Genomic DNA, 20,486 nt, shown 5'->3' on the forward strand with positions numbered 1-20,486 from the left:
CATGCCGACAAGAACATCGGCGGTTGGATTTTTACGGATGAGATTGTAGTAGAAGGCGGTGAACGGCAACCGGTGGATTATGTGAATCCGTTTGTGGGGACTACCAACTACGGTACGACCAATCCCGGTGCGGTGTGTCCGCAAGGCATGATGTCCGTGGTTCCCTTCAACGTGATGGGAGCTGTGAACGGTAACATCGATAAGGACAGCCGCTGGTGGTCCACGCCATACGAATACAAGAATACCTATTTTACCGGCTACGCTCATGTCAATCTGAGTGGTGTGGGATGTCCCGAATTAGGTTCCTTGTTGCTGATGCCCACTGCGGGTGAACTGAATGTGGACTATATGCAGTACGGAAGTTCCTATAAGGACGAACAGGCCACTCCCGGTTATTATACGAATTATTTAACCAAATATGGCATAAAAACGGAAGTGACCGCCACTCCCCGTACCGGACGTGCCCGTTTCACTTTCCCCGCCGGACAAGGCAATGTCTTGTTGAACTTAGGGGAGGGCTTGACGAATGAAAGCGGTGCCACCGTCCGTTTTGTAAGCGATACGGAGATAGAGGGAAGCAAGGTGCTGGGAACTTTCTGCTATAATCCCAACGCGGTATTCCCGATTTATTTTGTGATGAAGCTCAACAAGGCCCCGAAAACCCGCGGCTATTGGAAACAGATGCGCAAGATGGGGGTAGAGGCGCAGTGGGACAATACGTCGGGCACCCGTAAAATCTATCCCAACTATACGAAGGAGATGAGTGGGGACGACATCGGTGTATGGTTCACCTTCGATGCCGATGAAAACGAACAGGTGGAAGTCAGCATGGGAGTCTCTTTTGTGAGCATCGCCAATGCCCGCCAAAACTTGGAGGCGGAACAAGCGGGAAAGAGTTTCGAACAGTTGCATGAGGCTGCCCGCCAGGCGTGGAACAGCGATTTGAGCCGCATCCTGGTAGAAGGCGGGACGGAAGAGCAACGTCAGGTGTTCTATACGGCTTTGTACCATTTCCTGATACATCCCAATGTCTTGCAAGATGTCAACGGACAATATCCGGCGATGGAAAGCGGTGAGATACGCACGGTGAAAGGAAACCGTTATACCGTATTCTCGCTGTGGGATACTTATCGGAACGTTCATCAGTTGATGACTTTGCTTTTCCCCGACCGGCAGCTTGATATGGTGCGTACCATGCTCGATATGTATCGTGAGCATGGCTGGATGCCCAAATGGGAACTCTATGGGCGCGAAACGCTGACGATGGAAGGTGACCCCTCCATTCCTGTCATAGTGGATACCTGGATGAAGGGCTTGCGCGATTTTGATGTCAAGACGGCATACGAGGCGATGTACAAGTCGGCCACTTCTCCGGGGGCGGTCAATCTGATGCGGCCCGATGCCGATGACTATTATTCTTTGGGTTATGTGCCTTTGCGGGAGCAGTATGACAACTCGGTTTCCCATGCGTTGGAATACTACATTGCCGATTATGCCCTTTCTCGTTTTGCGAAGGCGTTGGGCAAGAAGGAAGATGCGGAGCTGTTCTATAAACGTTCTATGGGGTACAAGCATTATTATTGCCGCGAGTTCGGTACGCTTCGTCCCATTCTGCCGGATGGTAAGTTCTATTCGCCTTTTGACCCGATGGAAGGGGCTGACTTTGCGCCGAGTCCGGGCTTCCATGAAGGAAATTCCTGGAATTATACTTTCTACGTTCCTCACGATGTGATGGGGCTTGCCAAGCTGATGGGGGGGAAGAAGAGTTTCGTGGATAAACTTCAGAAGGTGTTTGACGAAGGATTGTATGACCCTGCCAATGAACCGGATATCGCTTATCCTTATCTTTTCAGCTATTTCCGCGGTGAGGAATGGCGCACGCAGAAACTGGTCAAGGAGTTGCTGGCGCGTTATTTTGCGGCCAAGCCGAACGGCATTCCGGGGAATGACGATACCGGAACAATGTCCGCATGGGCCATTTTCAGCATGATGGGCTTTTATCCCGATTGTCCCGGAACGCCGGATTATACATTGACTACCCCCACATTCGATAAGATAACCTTGCGTCTTGACCCGCGCTATTACGGAAAGGAAGAGCTGGTTATCCGCAAATCATCTTCCGGGTCGGATTACATCAAGGAGGTGAAGTTGGATGGAGCGAAACACAATGGCTTCCGTATCACCCACGATGAGTTGGTACATTCGGGAGAAATGGTATTTGAAATGAAAGAAGAATAATAAATCGAAAAGATATGAACCGAAAATTTAAACTTGCAACTATTTTAATGTTGGCAATCCCCCTGTTGCTTCAGGCGCAAGTGCGTACCGTACAGACTTTCAAGAAAGGATGGAAGTTTACCCGTGAAGACAGTAAGGACTTCAGCCAACGAGTTTACGATGATGCCAAATGGCAGTCGGTGACGGTGCCGCATGACTGGGCCATTTACGGCCCTTTCAGCATCAACAATGACAAGCAGAATGTGGCCATTGCCCAAGACGGACAGAAGGAGGCGATGGAACATGCCGGACGTACCGGAGGCTTGCCCTTTGTCGGTGTGGGATGGTATCGGCTGAATTTTGAGGCGCCTGCTTCCCTGAAGGGCAAGAAGGCTACACTGGTGTTCGACGGCGCCATGAGCCATGCGCGTGTCTATGTCAACGGACAAGAGGCGGGGTATTGGCCCTACGGCTACAACTCCTTCTTTTTGGATGCCACGCCTTATCTGAAAGAGGGCGAAGTGAACACACTCGCCGTGCGTTTGGAGAATGAACCGAAGTCTTCACGCTGGTATCCGGGAGCGGGACTCTATCGCAATGTGCATCTGGTCGTCAACGAAGAGGCGCATATTCCCGTATGGGGTACGGTAGTCACCACGCCGGTTGTAAAAGACGGATTTGCCAGGGTCAATGTGAAGACCGAACTGGTGATGCCTGCCGGTAAGAATGTATCGGATTACCGCATCGTCACTCAAATTAAGGATGCGGATGGCAAAATGCTCTCTTCGGATGACAGGCCGGGTGATAAGTTGGACGACACTTGCTTCAGCCAGAATTTTGTAGTCTATAACCCCTCTTTATGGTCACCGGAAACTCCGGCGCTTTATACGGCGGAAACGAAAGTGTATGAAGGAGAGGTGCTGAAAGATGAATATGCAACCCGTTTCGGCATTCGCACGTTGGAAATCATTCCGGATAAAGGCTTCTTCCTGAATGGCAAGCTGACGAAGTTCAAAGGCGTATGTAACCACCATGACCTCGGTCCTTTGGGCGGTATCGCCAATGAAGCGGGCATTCGCCGTCAGATTCGTATTCTGAAGGATATGGGTTGCAACGCCATCCGTACCTCTCACAATATGCCGGCTCCCGAACTGATTCGTGCCTGCGACGAGATGGGTATGATGGTGATGGCCGAGTCTTTTGACGAATGGAAAAGCGCGAAGGTGCAGAACGGCTATCATAAGATTTTCGACGAATGGGTGGAGAAGGATTTGGTGAATCTGATTCGGCATTATCGCAACAATCCGAGTGTCGTGATGTGGTGCGTGGGCAATGAAGTGCCCGACCAGTGGAACGGCAATCGCGGAGCGAAACTTGCCCGTATGCTTCAGGACATCTGTCATCGGGAAGACCCCACACGTCCTGTCACGCAGGGCATGGACGCGCCGGATGCCGTGGTGAACAACAACATCGCCGCGACAATGGATGTTGCCGGATTCAACTATCGTCCCCATAAGTACTTGGAGAATTACAAAAAACTTCCTCAGTGCATTGTCCTGGGTAGCGAGACGGCTTCTACGGTCAGCTCTCGCGGTGTATATAAGTTCCCGGTAGAGCGTCGTTCCATGCAGAAATATGATGACCATCAATCTTCTTCCTACGATGTGGAACATTGCGGTTGGAGTAACTTGCCGGAGGATGACTGGCTCTGGCACGAGGACAACGCCTGGTGCATCGGCGAGTTCGTTTGGACCGGTTTCGACTATTTGGGAGAACCCACTCCTTATTATACGGATTGGCCCAGCCATTCTTCTCTGTTCGGTATCATAGACCTCGCCGGACTGCCGAAAGACCGTTATTATCTCTATCGCAGTCATTGGAATCCGAAGGAAGAGACCTTGCACATCCTGCCCCACTGGAACTGGGCGGGCAGAGAAGGGGAGGTGACTCCTGTATTCGTTTACACCAATTACCCGTCTGCCGAACTCTTCATCAATGGCAAGAGTCAGGGAAAACGCAGCAAGGATTTGTCTGTAACGATAGAGAACAGCAAAGATTCCGCTTCCACAGCCGATTTCAAGCGCCAGCAGCGTTATCGCCTGATGTGGATGGATACCAAGTACGAACCGGGAACGGTGAAAGTGGTCGCTTACGACAAGGATGGAAATGCGGTTGCCGAGAAAGAGATACATACGGCGGGCGCACCGCATCATATCGAATTGACTGCCGACCGTACGGCACTCAAAGCCGACGGTGAAGACCTCTCGTTCGTCACGGTGAAGGTGGTGGATAAGGATGGCAATCTTTGTCCGCTTGCCGAGAATGAGATTCGTTTCAAAGTGAAAGGTGCAGGTGTCTATCGTGCCGGAGCCAACGGTAATCCGGCTTCGCTGGAAAACTTCCAGACTCCAAAGATGAAAGTGTTCAACGGTATGATGACCGCTATCGTGGCGGCTACCGATAAACCGGGCGCCATTACGCTTGAGGCTACAGCCGGCGGGCTGAAAAAAGCTGTCTTGAAATTGGAGAGCAAGTAACGCGTAAGAGTTGCGTACTACGATTATCCCCGCATTAAATAAGCGACAATGTTTATTTAATGCGGGGATTAATTTAATTTTTTTTATTAATGTGTTGCTGTATATTTAAATATCGCTTATATTTGCAGACGTAGTAGTGACTATGACGGTTGTTAGTCTTATCATCTTAATACATTAAATATCATGAAAAAAGTATTGAATTTATTTTTTCTATTCTTTGTATGGAGTGCCGTTACCCAAGCGGTCTATGCGGCTGACTCCATAGCGGTTCGTGAAACACGTATTCCTATCCTGATTGAAAGACAGGATAATGTGTTGTTCTACATTCGTTTGAATGGTCAGGAAAACCAGACATTGGACAAGGTGGCTTTAAGTTTCGGCAAGGAAGTGAAACTGGCCGACATTCAGGCGGTGAAACTCTATTACGGCGGTACGGAAGCCCTGCAGGACAGAGGCAGAAATCGTTTCGCTCCGGTGGAATATATTTCCAGCCATAATCAAGGAAAGACGTTAGCCGCCAATCCTTCTTATTCTATCAAGAATAGCGAGGTTAGCAATCCGGGCAATGAAGTGCTGTTGCAGAGCGGCCAGAAACTTTTCCCCGGCGTGAACTTCTTTTGGGTGAGCTTGCAGATGAAGCCCGAAGCACGTCTGGACACCAAGGTCACGGCGAAGTTGACCTCCATTGTGGTGGATGGGAAAGAGGCTCCCATCAAGATGTTCTCTCCCGAAGGCATCGAACACCGCATGGGTGTAGGTGTGCGCCATGCCGGAGATGACAATTCCGCGGCATTCCGCATTCCGGGACTGGTGACTACCAACAAGGGGACGTTGCTTGGAGTATATGACGTGCGCTACAACAGCAGCGTCGATTTGCAGGAGCACGTGGACGTAGGTCTTAGCCGCAGTACGGATGGCGGAAAGACGTGGGAAAAGATGCGCCTGCCTCTGGCTTTCGGTGAGACGGGTGGACTGCCTTCCGCACAGAATGGTGTGGGAGACCCCTCTATCCTGGTTGATACAAAGACGAATACCGTATGGGTGGTGGCGGCTTGGACGCATGGTATGGGTAATCAGCGTGCCTGGTGGAGCTCACATCCGGGAATGGATATGAACCACACGGCTCAGCTGGTGATGAGCAAGAGTACGGATGACGGAAAGACGTGGTCCGAACCTATCAATGTGACGGAACAGGTGAAAGACCCTTCCTGGTACTTCTTGTTGCAGGGACCGGGACGCGGCATCACGATGAGCGACGGTACATTGGTATTCCCTATCCAGTACATCGGAGCGGACCGCATTCCCAATGCGGGCGTCATGTACAGCAAGGATGGTGGAAAGAACTGGAAAATTCACAATCATGCACGTACCAATACCACCGAAGCGCAGGTTGCCGAAGTGGAACCGGGTGTGCTGATGCTGAATATGCGTGACAATCGCGGTGGCAGTCGTGCCGTCTATACGACCACCGATTTGGGAGAGACCTGGAAGGAACACGAGTCATCCCGTACGGCTTTGATTGAACCGGTTTGCATGGCAAGTCTGATTAGCGTGAAAGCGAAGGACAATGTACTGAAAAAGGACATCCTGCTCTTTTCCAACCCTAATTCGACCAAGAACCGCAACAACATTACCATCAAGGTCAGCTTGGACGGTGGACATACATGGTCACCCGAACATCAGGTGTTGCTGGATGAAGCAAACGGATGGGGATATTCCTGCTTGAGCATGGTAGATAAGGAGACGGTCGGAATCCTGTATGAAAGTAGTGTGGCGCACATGACTTTCCAGACCGTGAAACTGAAAGACTTGGTGAAGTAAACTTGTGAACTTTTTTTCTTAATAAGAGGAAATCAAAACAGGAAAAGGGTAATCAACCTGATAGATATTAGGCACGGATTACACGGATTTCACGGATTAATTAAAGAAAAAGCCGTGTGAATCCGTGTAATTCGTGCCTAAAAATATGAGATAATTATTGGATGCTTCTTCTCTTTTATTTGAAATCAATGAAGAAATTTGTATTAGTATGCCTGATATTGGCAGGGTGCGCAGCACCCGAAGTGGAAAAGGAGTCGGTTTGGACGGTGCGGCAAATGCAAGGTGCCCCTGCAGAAGAACCGGGAATCGAACAGGGCGTTTCAGCTTGTTATGCCGGTGTTCATCGTGGAATGTTGCTGATGGCGGGTGGTTGTAACTTCCCGGAAGTCCCTGCTGCGGAAGGGGGAAAGAAACGATTCTATCGGGGCATTTATGCGACGGATGCTTCGGCCGATTCGCTATTCGCCTGGAAGAAGGTGGGCGAACTGCCGGTGGAGGCTGCATACGGCGTGTCTGTTTCCACACCCCGTGGGATTATTTGTGCGGGTGGCACCAACCAGAACGGTGCTTTGTCCGCTGTATTCCGGATTTCGTTGACAGAAAAGGGAGATGCGGCGGTCATCGATACGTTGCCTGCCTTGCCGTGTACGATAGACAATATGGGCGGGACTATATCCGGGCACACTCTCTTCGTTGCCGGAGGAAACGTCAACGGAGTGCCTTCCAATACGTTGTATTGTCTGGATTTGGATAAACCGGATGCAGGATGGACGCAATTGCCCGATTTTCCCGGTGCTCCTCGTACACAACCGGTCTGCGTGGCCCAGCGCAAGGGTACGGAGTCTCTTTTGTTCTTGTGGGGCGGATTCTCCGGTGCCGGCGAAGGGCGTAAGGCAACGCTTTCGATGGATGGCCTTTGCTATCATCCGGCAGAGAAGAGATGGACTCCAGTGGCTGCTCCCGTAGGGACGGATTCCGTGGAGGTTTCTTTGGGCGGAGGTGTCGGCATCGCTTGTGCCGACAGCTTGATACTTTGCACCGGCGGAGTGAACAAGGATATTTTCCTGTCGGCTCTGAAGCGTGAGGAGCACATGAAGGCTGCTTTGGCGGAGGGCAATCAGGCCGTGGTCGATAGCCTGAAAGCGGTGGCGAAAACCTATATGTCCATGCCTCCCGAAGATTATCGCTTCAATGACAGGATACTGGTTTATCATACATCCGGTGATTGTTGGGAAGAGATTCTTCGTTATTCGGGCACGGCACGCGCTGGTGCGGCATTGGTGGGAGCGGACGGTGTCTTCTACAACATAGCCGGAGAGCTGAAACCGGGCATCCGTACTCCTGAAATAGTAAAGATAACGGTTGAAAAGAGGTAGGATAGTGCGGGGTGCGTCACTTTATTCCCAAAAAATTTGGTAATTCCGAAAACTTCTTCTACTTTTGCGCCCCGTAAGGAGAGATGCTCGAGTGGTTGAAGAGGCACGCCTGGAAAGCGTGTATACCCCTAAAGGGTATCGGGGGTTCGAATCCCTGTCTCTCCGCTGAAACCTAAGACATTAGGTAGTCAAATTAAGACAAGTCCCGTAAAATCAACGTTTTACGGGACTTTTTCTATTTATCCGGTGGACAACCGAAAGACATTAAAATGCCCACTTCAGACAAAGTTCCGTTACAAAATCGTTACAGGAAAATTGGGAAAATCTTCAGTAACGATTTTCGATGTAAGTCCTTGATTTGTATATCATTGACGTTTAGATGTCTGCTTATAACCCAATTATTAATTATTCCTTTGCAGAGGGAAGTCATTACACTTCAATAAAACTGAATTACAAAAAAAATGACTTATCAATCATTCTTTAGATTATAGTATAAAAAAAATACTTGGTAATTATAGTATATTATATATCTTTGCGCATTGAAATTTATTAGAGATAGACAGTTTTATTATAAATCATGAAAAGATCAACAATACAAGACGCCATGTTTCCAGGCTGTCCGGTAAGGAACATACTGGCAAGATTATGTGACAAATGGACATTGCTCGTTATTTATATTTTGGATAGGTCTGGTAAGGAAAATATGCGTTTTATGGAATTGAAACAGCAAATGCCGGATATAACACAAAGAATGCTGACAATGACACTCCGTACATTGGAAGAAGACGGATATGTGACAAGAACAATATTCTCGGAGATACCGCCGAGGGTAGAATATGCTCTTACAGCAAGAGCAAAATCTTTGAAGCCTATCCTCGATTCACTACTCCAATGGTCTGTTGATCATATGGATGATATTATGAGTGACCGTAAAAAAACAGCTTCTATTAATGATTGATAGTTTTATTTTAATAATAACATAATAATGAAAGCAGCACAAATCAAGAAATACACAAAGGGAATTAAGGTTTCCGTAAATGAAGTTTTTATTCCCGAACCAAATGAAAATGAAGTTATTATAAAGGTTATAGCTGCCGCCGTAAATCCTTTGGATATTCTTCAACTGACAGGTAGTGTCAGACTGATACAGGATTACAGAATGCCTCTGACATTGGGTAATGAGTGTTCCGGTATAGTGGAAAAGACGGGTAATAACGTAAAAGACTTTCGTGCAGGTGACCGTGTATATACACGACTTCCAATAAACAGGATAGGTGCCTTTGCTGAATATGCTGCAGTTGACCATGAAGCTCTGGCTAAAATGCCGTCAGGCTATGACTTTGTTACTGCTGCCGCTATACCATTAGCCGGACTGACAGCCTATCAGGGACTTATTGAAGAACTTGAAGTCCAGGCGGGAAAGGCACTGCTGATAACAGGTGCGTCAGGCGGTTTTGGACAAGTTGCCGTACCCATAGCAAAGTCAATGGGACTTCGTGTTATAGTGACCGGAAACACTCGTTCAAAGGATAAACTTCTAAAAATGGGTGCCGACCAATATATAGACTACAAGAAGGAAAATTATTGGGAAGTCCTATCCGATGTGGATTATGTAATTGATACCTTGGGAGCAAATGAATTTGAGCATGAGTTGTCTGTCCTGAAAAAAGGAGGACGGCTGCTCAGCTTGAGAACTGCTCCAAACAGGATGTTTGCAAAAAGGAACGGTTTTTCATGGCTGAAGACAGTCCTGTTTACGCTTGCCGGAAGTAAATTCGATTCGGCGGCTCGCAAACAAGGTAAAGAATACCGCTTTATGTTCGTCCGTTCAAGTGGTGACCAGCTTAAACAGGTAACAGAGATAGTGGAAAAATACCATATCATGCCTGATATTGAATCAAGAACATTCTCACTGTCTCAGGTAAATGAAGCACTTGAACTTATGGCTAATGGTAAACTGAACGGAAAGATTATCATTAGAATATAATGGAGGATATAAAAATGTGCAAAAAATTACCTATACCAATAGTTGAAACAATCAAGAGGCGTTGTAGTGTACGTACTTATCAGGACAAAGAGCTTGAGCCTGATGTAAGAGAAAGGCTTCGAAGCTATATGGATAACCTTGAAAACCCTTTTGGAATGCAGGTGAAGAAATATATCATCGATAAGAAGCTGGCTTCAGAAGGTGAAAAACTTGGTACATACGGAGTGATAAAAGGAGCAAGTACTTTTATGGGTATTTCTGTTCCAGATAAAGATCTGGCCTATGTGGCTGCCGGATACGAGTTTGAGAATCTTATTCTGGAGGCAACGGCATTGGGACTGGGTACAGTCTGGCTGGCAGCGACATTCAACAGGGAAGGTTTTGCTTCTGCAATGGGAGTTCCTAAAGACGAACTGTTTCCAGCCATTTCACCTGTCGGATATCCGGCTGCCAAGCGCAGTCTGACAGAATCGCTGATGAGGACTGCTATGCGCTCTTCCAGCCGAAAGGAATGGAGCACATTATTCTATCTGGATAATTTTCAGACTCCTCTTTCTAGAGATCTGGCCGGTGATTATACTGAACCACTGGAAATGCTCAGACTGGCTCCGTCTGATAAAAATACACAACCTTGGCGTGTGTTGAAGTCTGGAAGCGATTATCATTTCTATGTAACATACAAGTCTGGAATTTCGAGAGGAGAGGAAATCATCAAGAGGGTTGATGCCGGCATTGCCCTGTCACACTTCCATCAGACAGCTTTGGAACTGGGTCTGAAAGGATGTTTTAAGCAGACGGAACCTGAAAATATCAAATTGCCCCAGAATACTTATTATATTACCTCTTGGTATGCAGAGTAGAAATAGAGAATAAAAAATAAAGGAGATAGAGAATATGAAGATATATGTAATAACTTTCAGTCCAACAGGCGGAACAAAGAAGGTTGCTGATTTCTTGGCAAACGAACTGAGTCGTAACATTACGGATATTGACTTGTCAAACGGGAATGAGGATTTTCATAAATACTCATTGGTAAATGAGGATACAGCCATCATTGCCGTTCCATCCTATAGCGGGCGCGTGCCTTCCATAGCAGCAGAACGCATCTTCAAGATTCAGGGAAATGGTGCAAAAGCAATCATAGTTTGCGTGTATGGGAACCGTGCATACGAAGATACTTTGGTTGAACTTCAAGATATTGTACAGCAGACCGGATTTTCAGTCGTATCGGCCATAGCGGCCGTTGCAGAACATTCAATAGCCCATAAATATGCCACGAACAGACCAGACAAGGATGATTACGAACATTTACGTGAGTTTGCAGACAAGATAGGGAAGAAACTGGAGGAAGATGATCTTTCCACTCCTGTAATACCCGGTAACAGACCCTACCGGAAAGCTGCCAGTGCAGGTATAGTGCCTAAGCCAACAAAGGCATGTATCAAGTGCGGTCTCTGTGCTTCCAGATGTCCTGTCGGTGCCATTGACAAGAACAACCCTGCAAAAGTGAACAAGAAGGCTTGTATTTCGTGTATGCGATGCGTTTCAGTATGTCCGCATCAGGCTAGAAAGATAAACGGATTGCTTCTTGCAATCGTAAACATGATGCTGAAGAAGGTTTGTAGTATAAGAAAAGAATGTGAGCTGTATATCTGAAATATAGCTTGAGTACACCTCTGAAAGTTATTGACATACATCTGAGGTGGATAAAAATCCCTGACAATGATATACTTTTAATTTTATCATTGTCAGGGATTCCAATTTATGCGATAATTATCATTTTACAAAAGATTCTCACGTTCTGTTATCTTAGCATCCGTCATCGTATAGCCTTCCAGGCTTCCATCTTTTGCCTGAATACAGATATAAGTCATCGGTTCAGCTGAAGTGCATTTTAAGTTACGGTCACATCCTGGTGATACACGTATGATTGACCCTTCTCCAATCTCGAAAACTTCATCATTTACCTGAAATTTCCCAGCTCCTGATAGAATGATGTAGTTTTCTTCATTTGCCTTATGGCTATGAAAAAACGGAACAGATGACCCAGACGACAATGTGCCAAATGAGACCTCGCATGAAGTAGCCTCTGTAGCCTCTTTTACAAACTGCTTACCTTCAAAACCCTTGATGCAACCTATTGTTGCGTGAGCGTACTTTTCGCCCTTGTTCATAATTTTAATATTGCTCATATTTTCTGTTTTTATAAAGTTGATTAACTTTGCATTATAAACTTACTATTGTTTTGATAGTACAAAGGTAGTGCTTTTTATATTGATAAACAATAAGTTACAAAAATGTAACCCACTTACTTTAAAGTAATTATTATTGGAAATGAACAGTTTACAACTACAAGAAAATCTCAAAAAATATACCCGTATAGAGGATTGCCCTATCCGTAATGTCCTGTCAAGGTTCTCCAGTAAATGGGCCATGCTCATATTATGTGTACTTTCTGAAAATGAGGCTACACGCTTCAATACTATAAGTAAGGCAATTCCGGATATATCGCCTAAAGTACTGACCGAGACATTAAAGAATCTTGAAGCTGACGGATTGGTCAGAAGAAAGCTATATGCTGAAATACCACCAAGAGTCGAATATTCCCTGACGGAGCTGGGACAAAGCCTGATTCCTATACTAAACAATCTTATAGCATGGGCATTAGAACATTTTGCATATATGTCAAAATGCAAGAAACTTTAGATCTGATATGCGATGTGAAATGGTAACCCGGAGACCAAGGTGAGAAAAACAATTGATTTCCATTCAATAAATACTTCTTGTCGGCTAGGCCTTATACTGCAACAATAGTATTTGGGCATGATATATAGGGGGATCGGTCCTATTGAATACATGAAAACCAATACCCTCTTTAGCTCCGTAAAGTGGCACTTTAGCGCGCTAAAGTGCCACTTTACGGAGCTAATGTTGATGTTTAGGTAGGTAATGTTGGCTATGGAATTTTAGTCTTCCCGGGTGTATTCCTCGATGTCGCGGATGGCCTCCTTGGCTTTGCGACGTTCATTCTTGAGATACCGCAGGCCTATGACGGCTCCGGCCACGAACCCGACACCTCCTCCGATGCAGATGGATTCTCCGCTTTCTTTGGGGTAGCTCTCAATGATGAACCAAATAATCCATAGCAGGGCGAACGGCAGTCCGAAACACAGCCATCTCAGCCCCAGACGGTTCATGCGTATCAGGGCTTTGCTGATATCCACCAGGTTGTCGGTCGATATTTCTTGGATGTTTACGCCTTTGTGGCTGTATATCTGATACAGGCAGGCGGCAATCAGAAAGAGGGAAGTGGCGACACAGAACATCCATGAATAGTTCATCCAGATGAAAAACATATTGCAATAGATCAGGGCAAACGGAATTCCTATATACATGAGTCTCTTATTGCGATTGATATAGGCCAGTTTCTCCCGGGTGGATTGCATCATCATTTTTTCGCTGATAATGGTTTCTTTGGCCAGCTTGTCTTTCAATAACCGGATTTGTTGTTTCATTTCTTCCAGTTCGAAGTTATCTTGATACTTTTCCATACTGATGCGTTTTTAGCGGTTCGACATTTTTTTCAACTCTTCCTTGATGCGATACAGGCGCACGGATACGTTTTTAGTCGAGATGCCGACGATGGCACCTATCTCTTCGTAACTCATGTTTTCCAGCCATAGCAGGACGATGGCACGATCGAAAGGCTTGAGCCGATGGATGCGGTCGTAGAGTTGCCGGATTTGCCGGGAGTCTTCGTCCTTGTCTTCAAACAGGTTGATGTCCATGGTCAGTGGGAGGGTGGCCCGCTTCTGCTTTTTCCGTTCGTAGGAGATACAGGTGTTGAAGCTCACCTTCCAAATCCAGGTGTCAACGCTGCTGCGGTTCTGGAAAGATGCGTAGCCTTTCCACAGATTGATGAGTACTTCCTGAAACAGGTCGCTGACTTCATCGGAATCTTTCGAGAACATGAAGCACACTGTGTAGATGGTGCTTTTGTGCTCCCTGATCATTTGCGCAAATGTAGTATCCAATGTTTCCATATCGAATTAAGTAGTTGTTTTTTGTCCGTTAGACGCAGGCGCCGTCGGAAAAACTACACAAAAATAGAACTTTTTGGGGAGGAATATGAGAAAGTGGTAAAGAGTGATTGGCCGATTGTAGCATGAAGGCGCGGATTACGCGGGAATTCACGGATCGTTTTTTTTATTCTTTTCCGTGCTCTTCCGCGTAATCTGCGCCTTAATAATGTACTTTATGTATTTAAGGATGACAGTTCGTATTATTGCTTCTTCAGCGTGAACTCCAATTTCTGCAATCCTAGTTTGTAGACATTGGCAAGAATCAGTGCGTAATGCAGTTCTTCGCCTGCCTGCATGGAACCTGTGATGTGATTGAACTCGTTCTCCGGAACTACATCCTTGAACATCGGTCCCGATGAACCGTTTCTGATCAGGCGGATTTCATCAGTAAGGGGTGACAAAACATAAATATAAGTTGCCATATAAGGGATACGTTGGAGATCTATCCAATTCGGATCATCTTTAGGGAGAATGTTTTCTATCCAAAGCCGGGCCATATCATAAGATGGTAACCAATCTCCGTTATTATATCTTATATTACCTTCACTGTCAACCAACAGTTCTTTTCCCATAGCAATAGCATACTTGTTGATGGGGCATAATTCTTCGTACTCGATATCTTCTTCCGATTGGATTTCTTTGTCATCCGGTATTTCAGGCTCAGTGACAAGCCGGTCCTGAAGAATGGATACAAGCGTATAGGTGCGGTCTGGAGCATCCATCGGCGGATTGGCAAGAATGGTTCTTTTGACCCGAAGTTCATATTCATGCTCTTTTTCGTAGGTGAAGCCTTCGATGGCACCGAAAGCAAGCGGTTGCCATTCTTTGAAATTGTCTTCAGTCTTGATGAGCATACATTCTATGGGGTGTTCTTTATCGGTATCGGAGGGGGCATACATGATGCCTGTTTCCGAAGAAACCGACATGGCAATTTCTTTCACGATATCTGTCGGCTTGTCGTCGTCATTGCAAGCTGTCCAAAAGAGACTGATGAACGTAAACAGGGGAATGATAAATCTATTCATGGTTATACAATTTCTCTATGGGCTCAATAGAGGTTTAAGGTTTGGAATACAGAAACGTGAGCCGATTATGCCGTTTTTCAAGTATGAGACAGGCATAGCGTTTCTTCTTTTTCTCTCTCATGCGTATAGGTTTGGAAGGATATTCTTAACCCGATTACAAAGATAGTAAACCTGTTATAAATTTCTAGCATCGGACGTGATTTTTCCTTTTCGCTTGTTCAAAGCTGTTTGCTTTTGAAATGGAAGTGTTATCTTTGTACTGAGGTGTACCATTATTAAGCGTATGAAAAAAAGTCTGATATTTTGTCTGTTTATTCTTTGCAGTCTCTGCCGGATGCAGGGACAGACCGAAGTTTGCCTGGTGGGGACGAAACATAATCCTTGTACGTATTTCAATAGTGATAGTGTTTATGCCATCCTGTTGCGGGTTCAGCCCGATGTGGTGTTGATGGAGCTGGATTCTACTTTCTTCGACAAAAATTTCCGCTTCGATCTGGAGAAGTATCCCGACCTTCTGTCGACTAATGAAAACATAGGAGCGCATCGCTACCAGCAGGAGCGGGGCGTAGATTTACGTCCTTTCGAAATTACGGGTCGAAATGAATGGTATCGGGAGCATCGGTACTTTGAACGGCAGGACAGCATGTGGCGCGACGCATTGTCCTTGTATCGGGCGGATAAACTGAGCCGGAAGAATCGGGAAGATATGGAGCTGATCCTCCAAGTGATGAACTATAATGATATGAAATTTGCTTCACCCCGTGACATGAATTCCAGCATGACGATGGGATACTTGTCGCTTCGTGAGTATATTCTTTATCAGAAACTGGTGTCTATTGTGGAAACGGAGGAATTGCTCAGCCGTTGGCGAAGCTTTGTTCGTCTTTGGTCGTCCCGTTGGTATGAGCGCAATGAGGTGATGGCTGCCAATATCCGGCGGATGGCCGAAGCCTATCCTGGCAAGCGTCTGTTGGTATTGGTTGGCCTGGAACATAAACCCGGACTTCTGAAGTTGTTGAAGGCGTGTGACGGGTTAGTGCTTAAAGAGTATTGGGAGTTTTAGAAATGATGCTGTAGCCGGATAAAAGGAAATATCTGTTGAAGTTGGGGCGTTTTTCCATGAATTTTCCGTAAATCTGTATAAGGAATATACCTCTTTGAAATCAAGAGAGTTAGAAGAATTACCTCGTTTTCAGGTAATGAGTTGGCAACCGTTCTAATTGCCGTGGTCTGCATCGCTTTGCTTGTTCGGGAAACTCTTACGGTACAAAGGTATGAAAAATATTCAGACTGAAAGAATCATTCCAAAAATTATTTTAGTCAGAATATTGAGCATTCATCCTTATGCAGTCTTGGTTGGAAGCAATTAACGAACAAGGAAGCCACGGTAAAGGCAACTCCTACTCCTACCACGCCTGCCCATCCGTAATGTTGCCAAAACAGACCTGAAACGAACGTACCAGCAGAACCGCCCAGAAAGTAGATGGTCATATAAACGGTATTGACTCGGTTGATGGCGGATGCGTCAAGGGAGACCACGCTGGTCTGATTTGACAAATGGATGCATTGCATTCCTGCATCAATCAAAAGGATGGCGATTATCATCCACAAGTAGCTGTCATTTCCAAAAAATGCCAACAACCATGCAGCCAATACCACACATCCTCCGACAATAGAGAAAAACCTTGCGCCATACTTTTGGATATAGCCGCTGATGAAAACCACCGTGGATGCACCTGCCAGTCCGCACAAACCGAGTGCGCCGATAATATCGTCACTCGCGAAGAAAGGCTCTTGCTTCATTCGGAAAGCAAGACAACTCCATAAAGCGAAGAACGAGCCATAAGCCAACGCCGCCCTCAAAGAAGCGATACGCAAGTACGGATATTGGGATAACAGGTGCAACAGGGATTTCATCAGACCCGCATAATTTTCACGTGAACGAGCAGGCAGAACGGGAAGCATCTTGTAAATCATAAGAAAGCATCCGAGCATAAACACACAAGCCACAAAATAGACGGAACGCCATCCCCACATATCAGCCAGGAAACCACTTAACACCCGTGAGCCAAGAATGCCTATGAGCAGACAGGACTGTATAATCCCCACGTTGCGTACCTTGTGTGCTGGTGCTGAATGGAAAGACACCAACGGGATGAAGAACTGCGGCATAACCGAAGATGCTCCGGCAAGCAAGGATGCGCCCCACACCCAATAGATGTTAGGGGCAAGTGCTATGGCAAGCAATGCGCACGATGAAATGATATAATTGGTCAATATCAGCTGCTTTCGTGAAACCAAATCGCCAAGCGGAATGACAAACACAAGTCCGACTACATAACCTATCTGGGTCAATGTCGCAACCATGCTGGCAGAAAAGTCGCTTACCCCAAAATCCTTTGCCATGCTGCCCAACAAAGGCTGGTTGTAGTAGCAGTTGGCAACGGAAAGCCCGGTAGCGACTGCCAGCAGAGCCAGCAGAGGTGCCGGAATGCCGTGGTTTTCTCTCAATTCATATTTCATCATTTATTCCTCCTTTCAGTATGACACAACTTTCAATCCAATCAAGGAGGCAATGAGCGTGAACAGGAAGAAAAGCCGTATGGGAGTGGCCGGCTCTTTGAAAACGAATATCCCAATCAAGACCGTGCCGACCGCTCCGATACCCGTCCAAATGGCGTATGCCGTGCCCAAAGGCAAAGTCTGAACCGCTTTGGCAAGTAATGCCATACTCAATACCGTGGAAGCCAAGAAACCGCTTCCCCACAGATAAAAACCAATACCTGATGCCTCTCTCGTTTTTCCCAAGCAGAATGTAAGGCTTACCTCAAACAATCCTGCCAAAAATAAAATTATCCAATTCATACCTATGATTTATTAAATTCGGGTGCAAAAGTAAGCAAGTAATTTCTAACCGTTTTTTACATTTGGTAAAAACGGATTTTGCATTTGACAAAAAAACAGCCGTTAGCAGCTGTTTCTGTGCGCTATTTTATAATTTTGTACCACAACAAAATGACTTATGGATATAAAGGAAATCATCAACCAGAGATATGCCATGCCGGATGCGTCTTTGGACAAGTTGCGGCAATGCCTGACGGAAGTCTCATACCCAAAAGGATTCCAAGTGTTGGAATATGGCAAGATAGAAAAAGACATCTTTTTCATCAAGAAAGGCATTGTCCGCGCCTATACTTCGGTAGAGGGGAAAGAAATTACCTTTTGGGTCGGCAAGGAAGGGGCGACTATTGTTTCCATGAAAGGATATGTGAATGACGAACCGGGGTATGAAACAATGGAGCTGATGGAAAATTCTGTCTTATATGTATTGGAAAGGAAAAAACTGAAAGAGTTATTCTTGAAGGATTTGCACATAGCCAATTGGGGACGGCGTTATGCGGAAATGGAACTGCTTGCTGCCGAGGAACGGCTGATTTCCATGTTGTCAGCCGTCGCCTCGGAACGGTATCACGAGTTGTTGGAGAAAGAGCCTGATTTGTTACAGCGGTTGCCGTTAGGAAGTATCGCCACCTATTTAGGCATCACACAGGCAAGTTTGAGTAGGATTCGGGCACAAATAAAATGACGTTTCAACCAACTGAGGATAGCAAGCGGTTTTGGTCTGCCCCAAACACAAACTTGCTATTTTTCCGTTGGTATTGTTTATAATCCCATGCCCTTGCCTCTCCTAAGCGGTTCAACCGTCCTTTTAACGGATGAGAACAGCCTGCCAAACTGCTCCTTGAACCACTCTCCAATCACTTGCCCGTTGATGGCAAGTGCAAGCTTGGACTTGTCTTTCGGGTCTTTTACCACTTGGAAGCCTGCTTCCTCGGTCGTGAACTTCCGCCTGTGCTCTTCCGAATAGAGTTCGCCCTCGTAGAACAGCGGTTTGCCGCTGATGAGCGTGGCAGTCTGCCTTTCGTTGAAGCCGACTTTAAGGCAGAACTTCTCCATATACACCAGCTCTTGAAACAGCGGAAACCATTTCTTGGCTTTTTGGATAATGGATTTTAGGAATGACACTTCCTCTTGGTGTGCCGCTTCCTTGTCTGCCATTTCCCTGCGGTACTTGGCTTGCAGTTCCACCAATTGGCGGCTGTGTTCCTTCTGCTGCCGCTCCATCTGCTTTTGCAATAATTCGATACTCTCGTCACGGGCGGCAACCTCGCCTTGCAAGGTTCGGTTGTCGGCTTCCAACTCTTTCAGTCTGCCGCTACCAAAAAGAGAACCTACTTTTGCCACGAGTGCCGCTTTCGCCTCGGTCTTGGCGGCTTCCAGCTTCTCCGATTTGATTTCCTTCCGTACTTCGTCAAGCTGCCGTTCCGCCTGCTGTTGTTTGACTTGTAGCTGCTGTACGTTGGCTTCCAGTTCTCCCGTCTGTCGTTTCAGTTCACGGTAGTATTGGGCGGTGGTGGTGTGCCGCGCTTCCGAACCACGGATGCCGCGCTGCAATCCGTATTTCGCCATCGCTGCGGCGTAACTGTCGTGGTAGGCGACAAGCCTTTCACGGGTCAGGAGGTCATCGGCGCACAAGCGCACGGCGTTGGCTTTCTTTCGGTAGGTGCGTTTGCCCTCCGTCTGCTTCCGCTTGACTTTCCTGCGCTCGCCCGTCACTATCGGCACGACCGTGGCGTGGATGTGCGGCGTGTGTTCGTCCATGTGCAGCACAGCCGAAACGGTGTTCTCCCTGCCGAATGTGCGGTACAGCCATTGCAGGTTGTCATCGCACCATTCGCCAAGCCTTTCCTCGTCCTGCACCCTAGCCATGTCCTCGTGCGTACCCGAAAGCACGATGCGGATTGCCCTCACTTGGTCGGGCGTTATCTTCCGCCTGATGCCTGCCGTGCGGATACGGTGGCTTATCGCTCCGGTGCGGTCTGCCACGCCATCGGGAAATTGCACCAGCTCACGGTTGAGGTGGGTGCGTGTGGGGTCTGCATTCTTGGGCGTGGTCTTGCGTTCTATGTGGTCGGATGCGCCCGTGTCAGCCGACCCTTTCGCCTTGTTGATTTGTATGCTGATATATCCCATGTTCGTTTCTTGTTTTTGAGGTTATACAAACTTGTTTGTCGGTGTCCGCCTGCCTGCGGTCATAGCCGCATGGGGCAAACGGGGGTGTCCAGAGGGGTGCAACCCCGCTGGCTCATTGGGGCATTTTTAGCTGTGCTTGCACTGCGTAAAGAAAATGCCCTAATAAGCTATGGCTTTTCTGTTTCCAAATTCACATAGCCCCCGCCAATGCGGGGCTGGTTCACAATCTTGTAGAGAGTTGCACCTACGCAAATGATTTCTTCTTTTTTCTTCATATTCTTGATACTGGTTTTAGTGCTGCCGACATTTTGTCGACAACGGGTTAAACATGGTTGCAAAGCTACGTAAGTGTCGGTAAAATCTTGATACGCAAATTTATGCGGAACAGCGCAAAATAATCACAATCA

The 20,486-nt window shown here is 46.8% G+C and carries 18 protein-coding genes and 1 tRNA gene; 12 read left to right on the forward strand and 7 right to left on the reverse strand.

All coding sequences use genetic code 11. The features are described 5' to 3' along the window. Nucleotides 1–15: 15 nt before the first annotated feature. The 9 genes from BQ8005_RS17565 (at nucleotide 16) to BQ8005_RS00855 (ending at nucleotide 11,594) form a co-directional block, all read left to right on the forward strand. Complete coding sequence (locus BQ8005_RS17565; RefSeq protein WP_075318818.1) at nucleotides 16–2,238, forward strand: GH92 family glycosyl hydrolase; 2,223 nt, start codon at nucleotides 16–18, stop codon at nucleotides 2,236–2,238. A 14-nt stretch (nucleotides 2,239–2,252) separates the two neighbouring features. Further along, nucleotides 2,253–4,754, forward strand: coding sequence for a beta-galactosidase GalB (gene galB / locus BQ8005_RS00820; protein WP_075316752.1), 2,502 nt, complete (start codon nucleotides 2,253–2,255; stop codon nucleotides 4,752–4,754). A 183-nt stretch (nucleotides 4,755–4,937) separates the two neighbouring features. After that, entirely contained in the window at nucleotides 4,938–6,575 is a 1,638-nt protein-coding gene (locus BQ8005_RS00825; protein WP_075316753.1) for a sialidase family protein, read from the forward strand. 188 nt (nucleotides 6,576–6,763) lie between these two features. After that, entirely contained in the window at nucleotides 6,764–7,951 is a 1,188-nt protein-coding gene (locus BQ8005_RS00830; RefSeq protein WP_234983979.1) for a cyclically-permuted mutarotase family protein, read from the forward strand. A gap of 77 nt (nucleotides 7,952–8,028) precedes the next feature. Next, nucleotides 8,029–8,116: transfer RNA gene (locus BQ8005_RS00835), tRNA-Ser, on the forward strand. A gap of 412 nt (nucleotides 8,117–8,528) precedes the next feature. After that, entirely contained in the window at nucleotides 8,529–8,909 is a 381-nt protein-coding gene (locus BQ8005_RS00840; RefSeq protein ID WP_075316755.1) for a winged helix-turn-helix transcriptional regulator, read from the forward strand. Nucleotides 8,910–8,936: 27 nt separating this feature from the next. Beyond that, the gene (locus BQ8005_RS00845) at nucleotides 8,937–9,938 is read left to right on the forward strand and encodes an NADP-dependent oxidoreductase (RefSeq protein WP_075316756.1); all 1,002 of its coding nucleotides are present in this window, start codon (nucleotides 8,937–8,939) and stop codon (nucleotides 9,936–9,938) included. A gap of 14 nt (nucleotides 9,939–9,952) precedes the next feature. Continuing rightward, nucleotides 9,953–10,798, forward strand: a complete 846-nt coding sequence (locus BQ8005_RS00850; RefSeq protein WP_075318819.1) for a nitroreductase family protein — start codon at nucleotides 9,953–9,955, stop codon at nucleotides 10,796–10,798. 34 nt (nucleotides 10,799–10,832) lie between these two features. Beyond that, on the forward strand, nucleotides 10,833–11,594 hold the full coding sequence (locus tag BQ8005_RS00855; RefSeq protein ID WP_075316757.1) for an EFR1 family ferrodoxin: 762 nt from the start codon (nucleotides 10,833–10,835) through the stop codon (nucleotides 11,592–11,594). 125 nt (nucleotides 11,595–11,719) lie between these two features. On the opposite strand, the gene BQ8005_RS00860 is transcribed toward BQ8005_RS00855, so the two are convergent. After that, complete coding sequence (locus BQ8005_RS00860; RefSeq protein ID WP_075316758.1) at nucleotides 11,720–12,130, reverse strand: cupin domain-containing protein; 411 nt, start codon at nucleotides 12,128–12,130, stop codon at nucleotides 11,720–11,722. Nucleotides 12,131–12,272: 142 nt separating this feature from the next. Here BQ8005_RS00860 and BQ8005_RS00865 point away from each other — a divergent pair, with 142 nt between their 5' ends. Then, the gene (locus BQ8005_RS00865; protein ID WP_021846486.1) at nucleotides 12,273–12,644 is read left to right on the forward strand and encodes a winged helix-turn-helix transcriptional regulator; all 372 of its coding nucleotides are present in this window, start codon (nucleotides 12,273–12,275) and stop codon (nucleotides 12,642–12,644) included. 260 nt (nucleotides 12,645–12,904) lie between these two features. On the opposite strand, the gene BQ8005_RS00870 is transcribed toward BQ8005_RS00865, so the two are convergent. The 3 genes from BQ8005_RS00870 to BQ8005_RS00880 all read right to left on the reverse strand — a co-directional run bounded on the left by BQ8005_RS00870 (nucleotide 12,905) and on the right by BQ8005_RS00880 (nucleotide 15,045). Further along, on the reverse strand, nucleotides 12,905–13,489 hold the full coding sequence (locus BQ8005_RS00870) for a hypothetical protein (RefSeq protein WP_075316759.1): 585 nt from the start codon (nucleotides 13,487–13,489) through the stop codon (nucleotides 12,905–12,907). 12 nt (nucleotides 13,490–13,501) lie between these two features. Next, the gene (locus BQ8005_RS00875) at nucleotides 13,502–13,981 is read right to left on the reverse strand and encodes an RNA polymerase sigma factor (RefSeq protein ID WP_021846488.1); all 480 of its coding nucleotides are present in this window, start codon (nucleotides 13,979–13,981) and stop codon (nucleotides 13,502–13,504) included. Between the two features lie 239 nt (nucleotides 13,982–14,220). Next, nucleotides 14,221–15,045, reverse strand: coding sequence for a DUF4377 domain-containing protein (locus BQ8005_RS00880; protein ID WP_075316760.1), 825 nt, complete (start codon nucleotides 15,043–15,045; stop codon nucleotides 14,221–14,223). Nucleotides 15,046–15,328: 283 nt separating this feature from the next. On the opposite strand from BQ8005_RS00880, the gene BQ8005_RS00885 reads away from it, so the two are divergent. Then, nucleotides 15,329–16,108 (forward strand): DUF5694 domain-containing protein, encoded by a 780-nt coding sequence (locus tag BQ8005_RS00885; protein ID WP_159436187.1) that lies wholly within the window; start codon nucleotides 15,329–15,331, stop codon nucleotides 16,106–16,108. A 257-nt stretch (nucleotides 16,109–16,365) separates the two neighbouring features. On the opposite strand, the gene BQ8005_RS00890 is transcribed toward BQ8005_RS00885, so the two are convergent. Together BQ8005_RS00890 and BQ8005_RS00895 are read right to left on the reverse strand one after the other, a co-directional pair. Then, the gene (locus BQ8005_RS00890) at nucleotides 16,366–17,568 is read right to left on the reverse strand and encodes an MFS transporter (protein ID WP_075318820.1); all 1,203 of its coding nucleotides are present in this window, start codon (nucleotides 17,566–17,568) and stop codon (nucleotides 16,366–16,368) included. A 15-nt stretch (nucleotides 17,569–17,583) separates the two neighbouring features. Then, entirely contained in the window at nucleotides 17,584–17,910 is a 327-nt protein-coding gene (locus BQ8005_RS00895; RefSeq protein WP_021928755.1) for a DMT family transporter, read from the reverse strand. A gap of 157 nt (nucleotides 17,911–18,067) precedes the next feature. Here BQ8005_RS00895 and BQ8005_RS00900 point away from each other — a divergent pair, with 157 nt between their 5' ends. Then, nucleotides 18,068–18,631 (forward strand): Crp/Fnr family transcriptional regulator, encoded by a 564-nt coding sequence (locus BQ8005_RS00900; protein WP_021928157.1) that lies wholly within the window; start codon nucleotides 18,068–18,070, stop codon nucleotides 18,629–18,631. Between the two features lie 77 nt (nucleotides 18,632–18,708). Here BQ8005_RS00900 and mobV read toward each other — a convergent pair whose 3' ends face one another. Beyond that, the gene (gene mobV / locus BQ8005_RS00905) at nucleotides 18,709–20,079 is read right to left on the reverse strand and encodes a MobV family relaxase (RefSeq protein ID WP_075316762.1); all 1,371 of its coding nucleotides are present in this window, start codon (nucleotides 20,077–20,079) and stop codon (nucleotides 18,709–18,711) included. Nucleotides 20,080–20,486 lie beyond the last annotated feature (407 nt).

Source organism: Bacteroides togonis, assembly GCF_900130135.1.
Lineage (GTDB): Bacteria > Bacteroidota > Bacteroidia > Bacteroidales > Bacteroidaceae > Bacteroides > Bacteroides pullorum.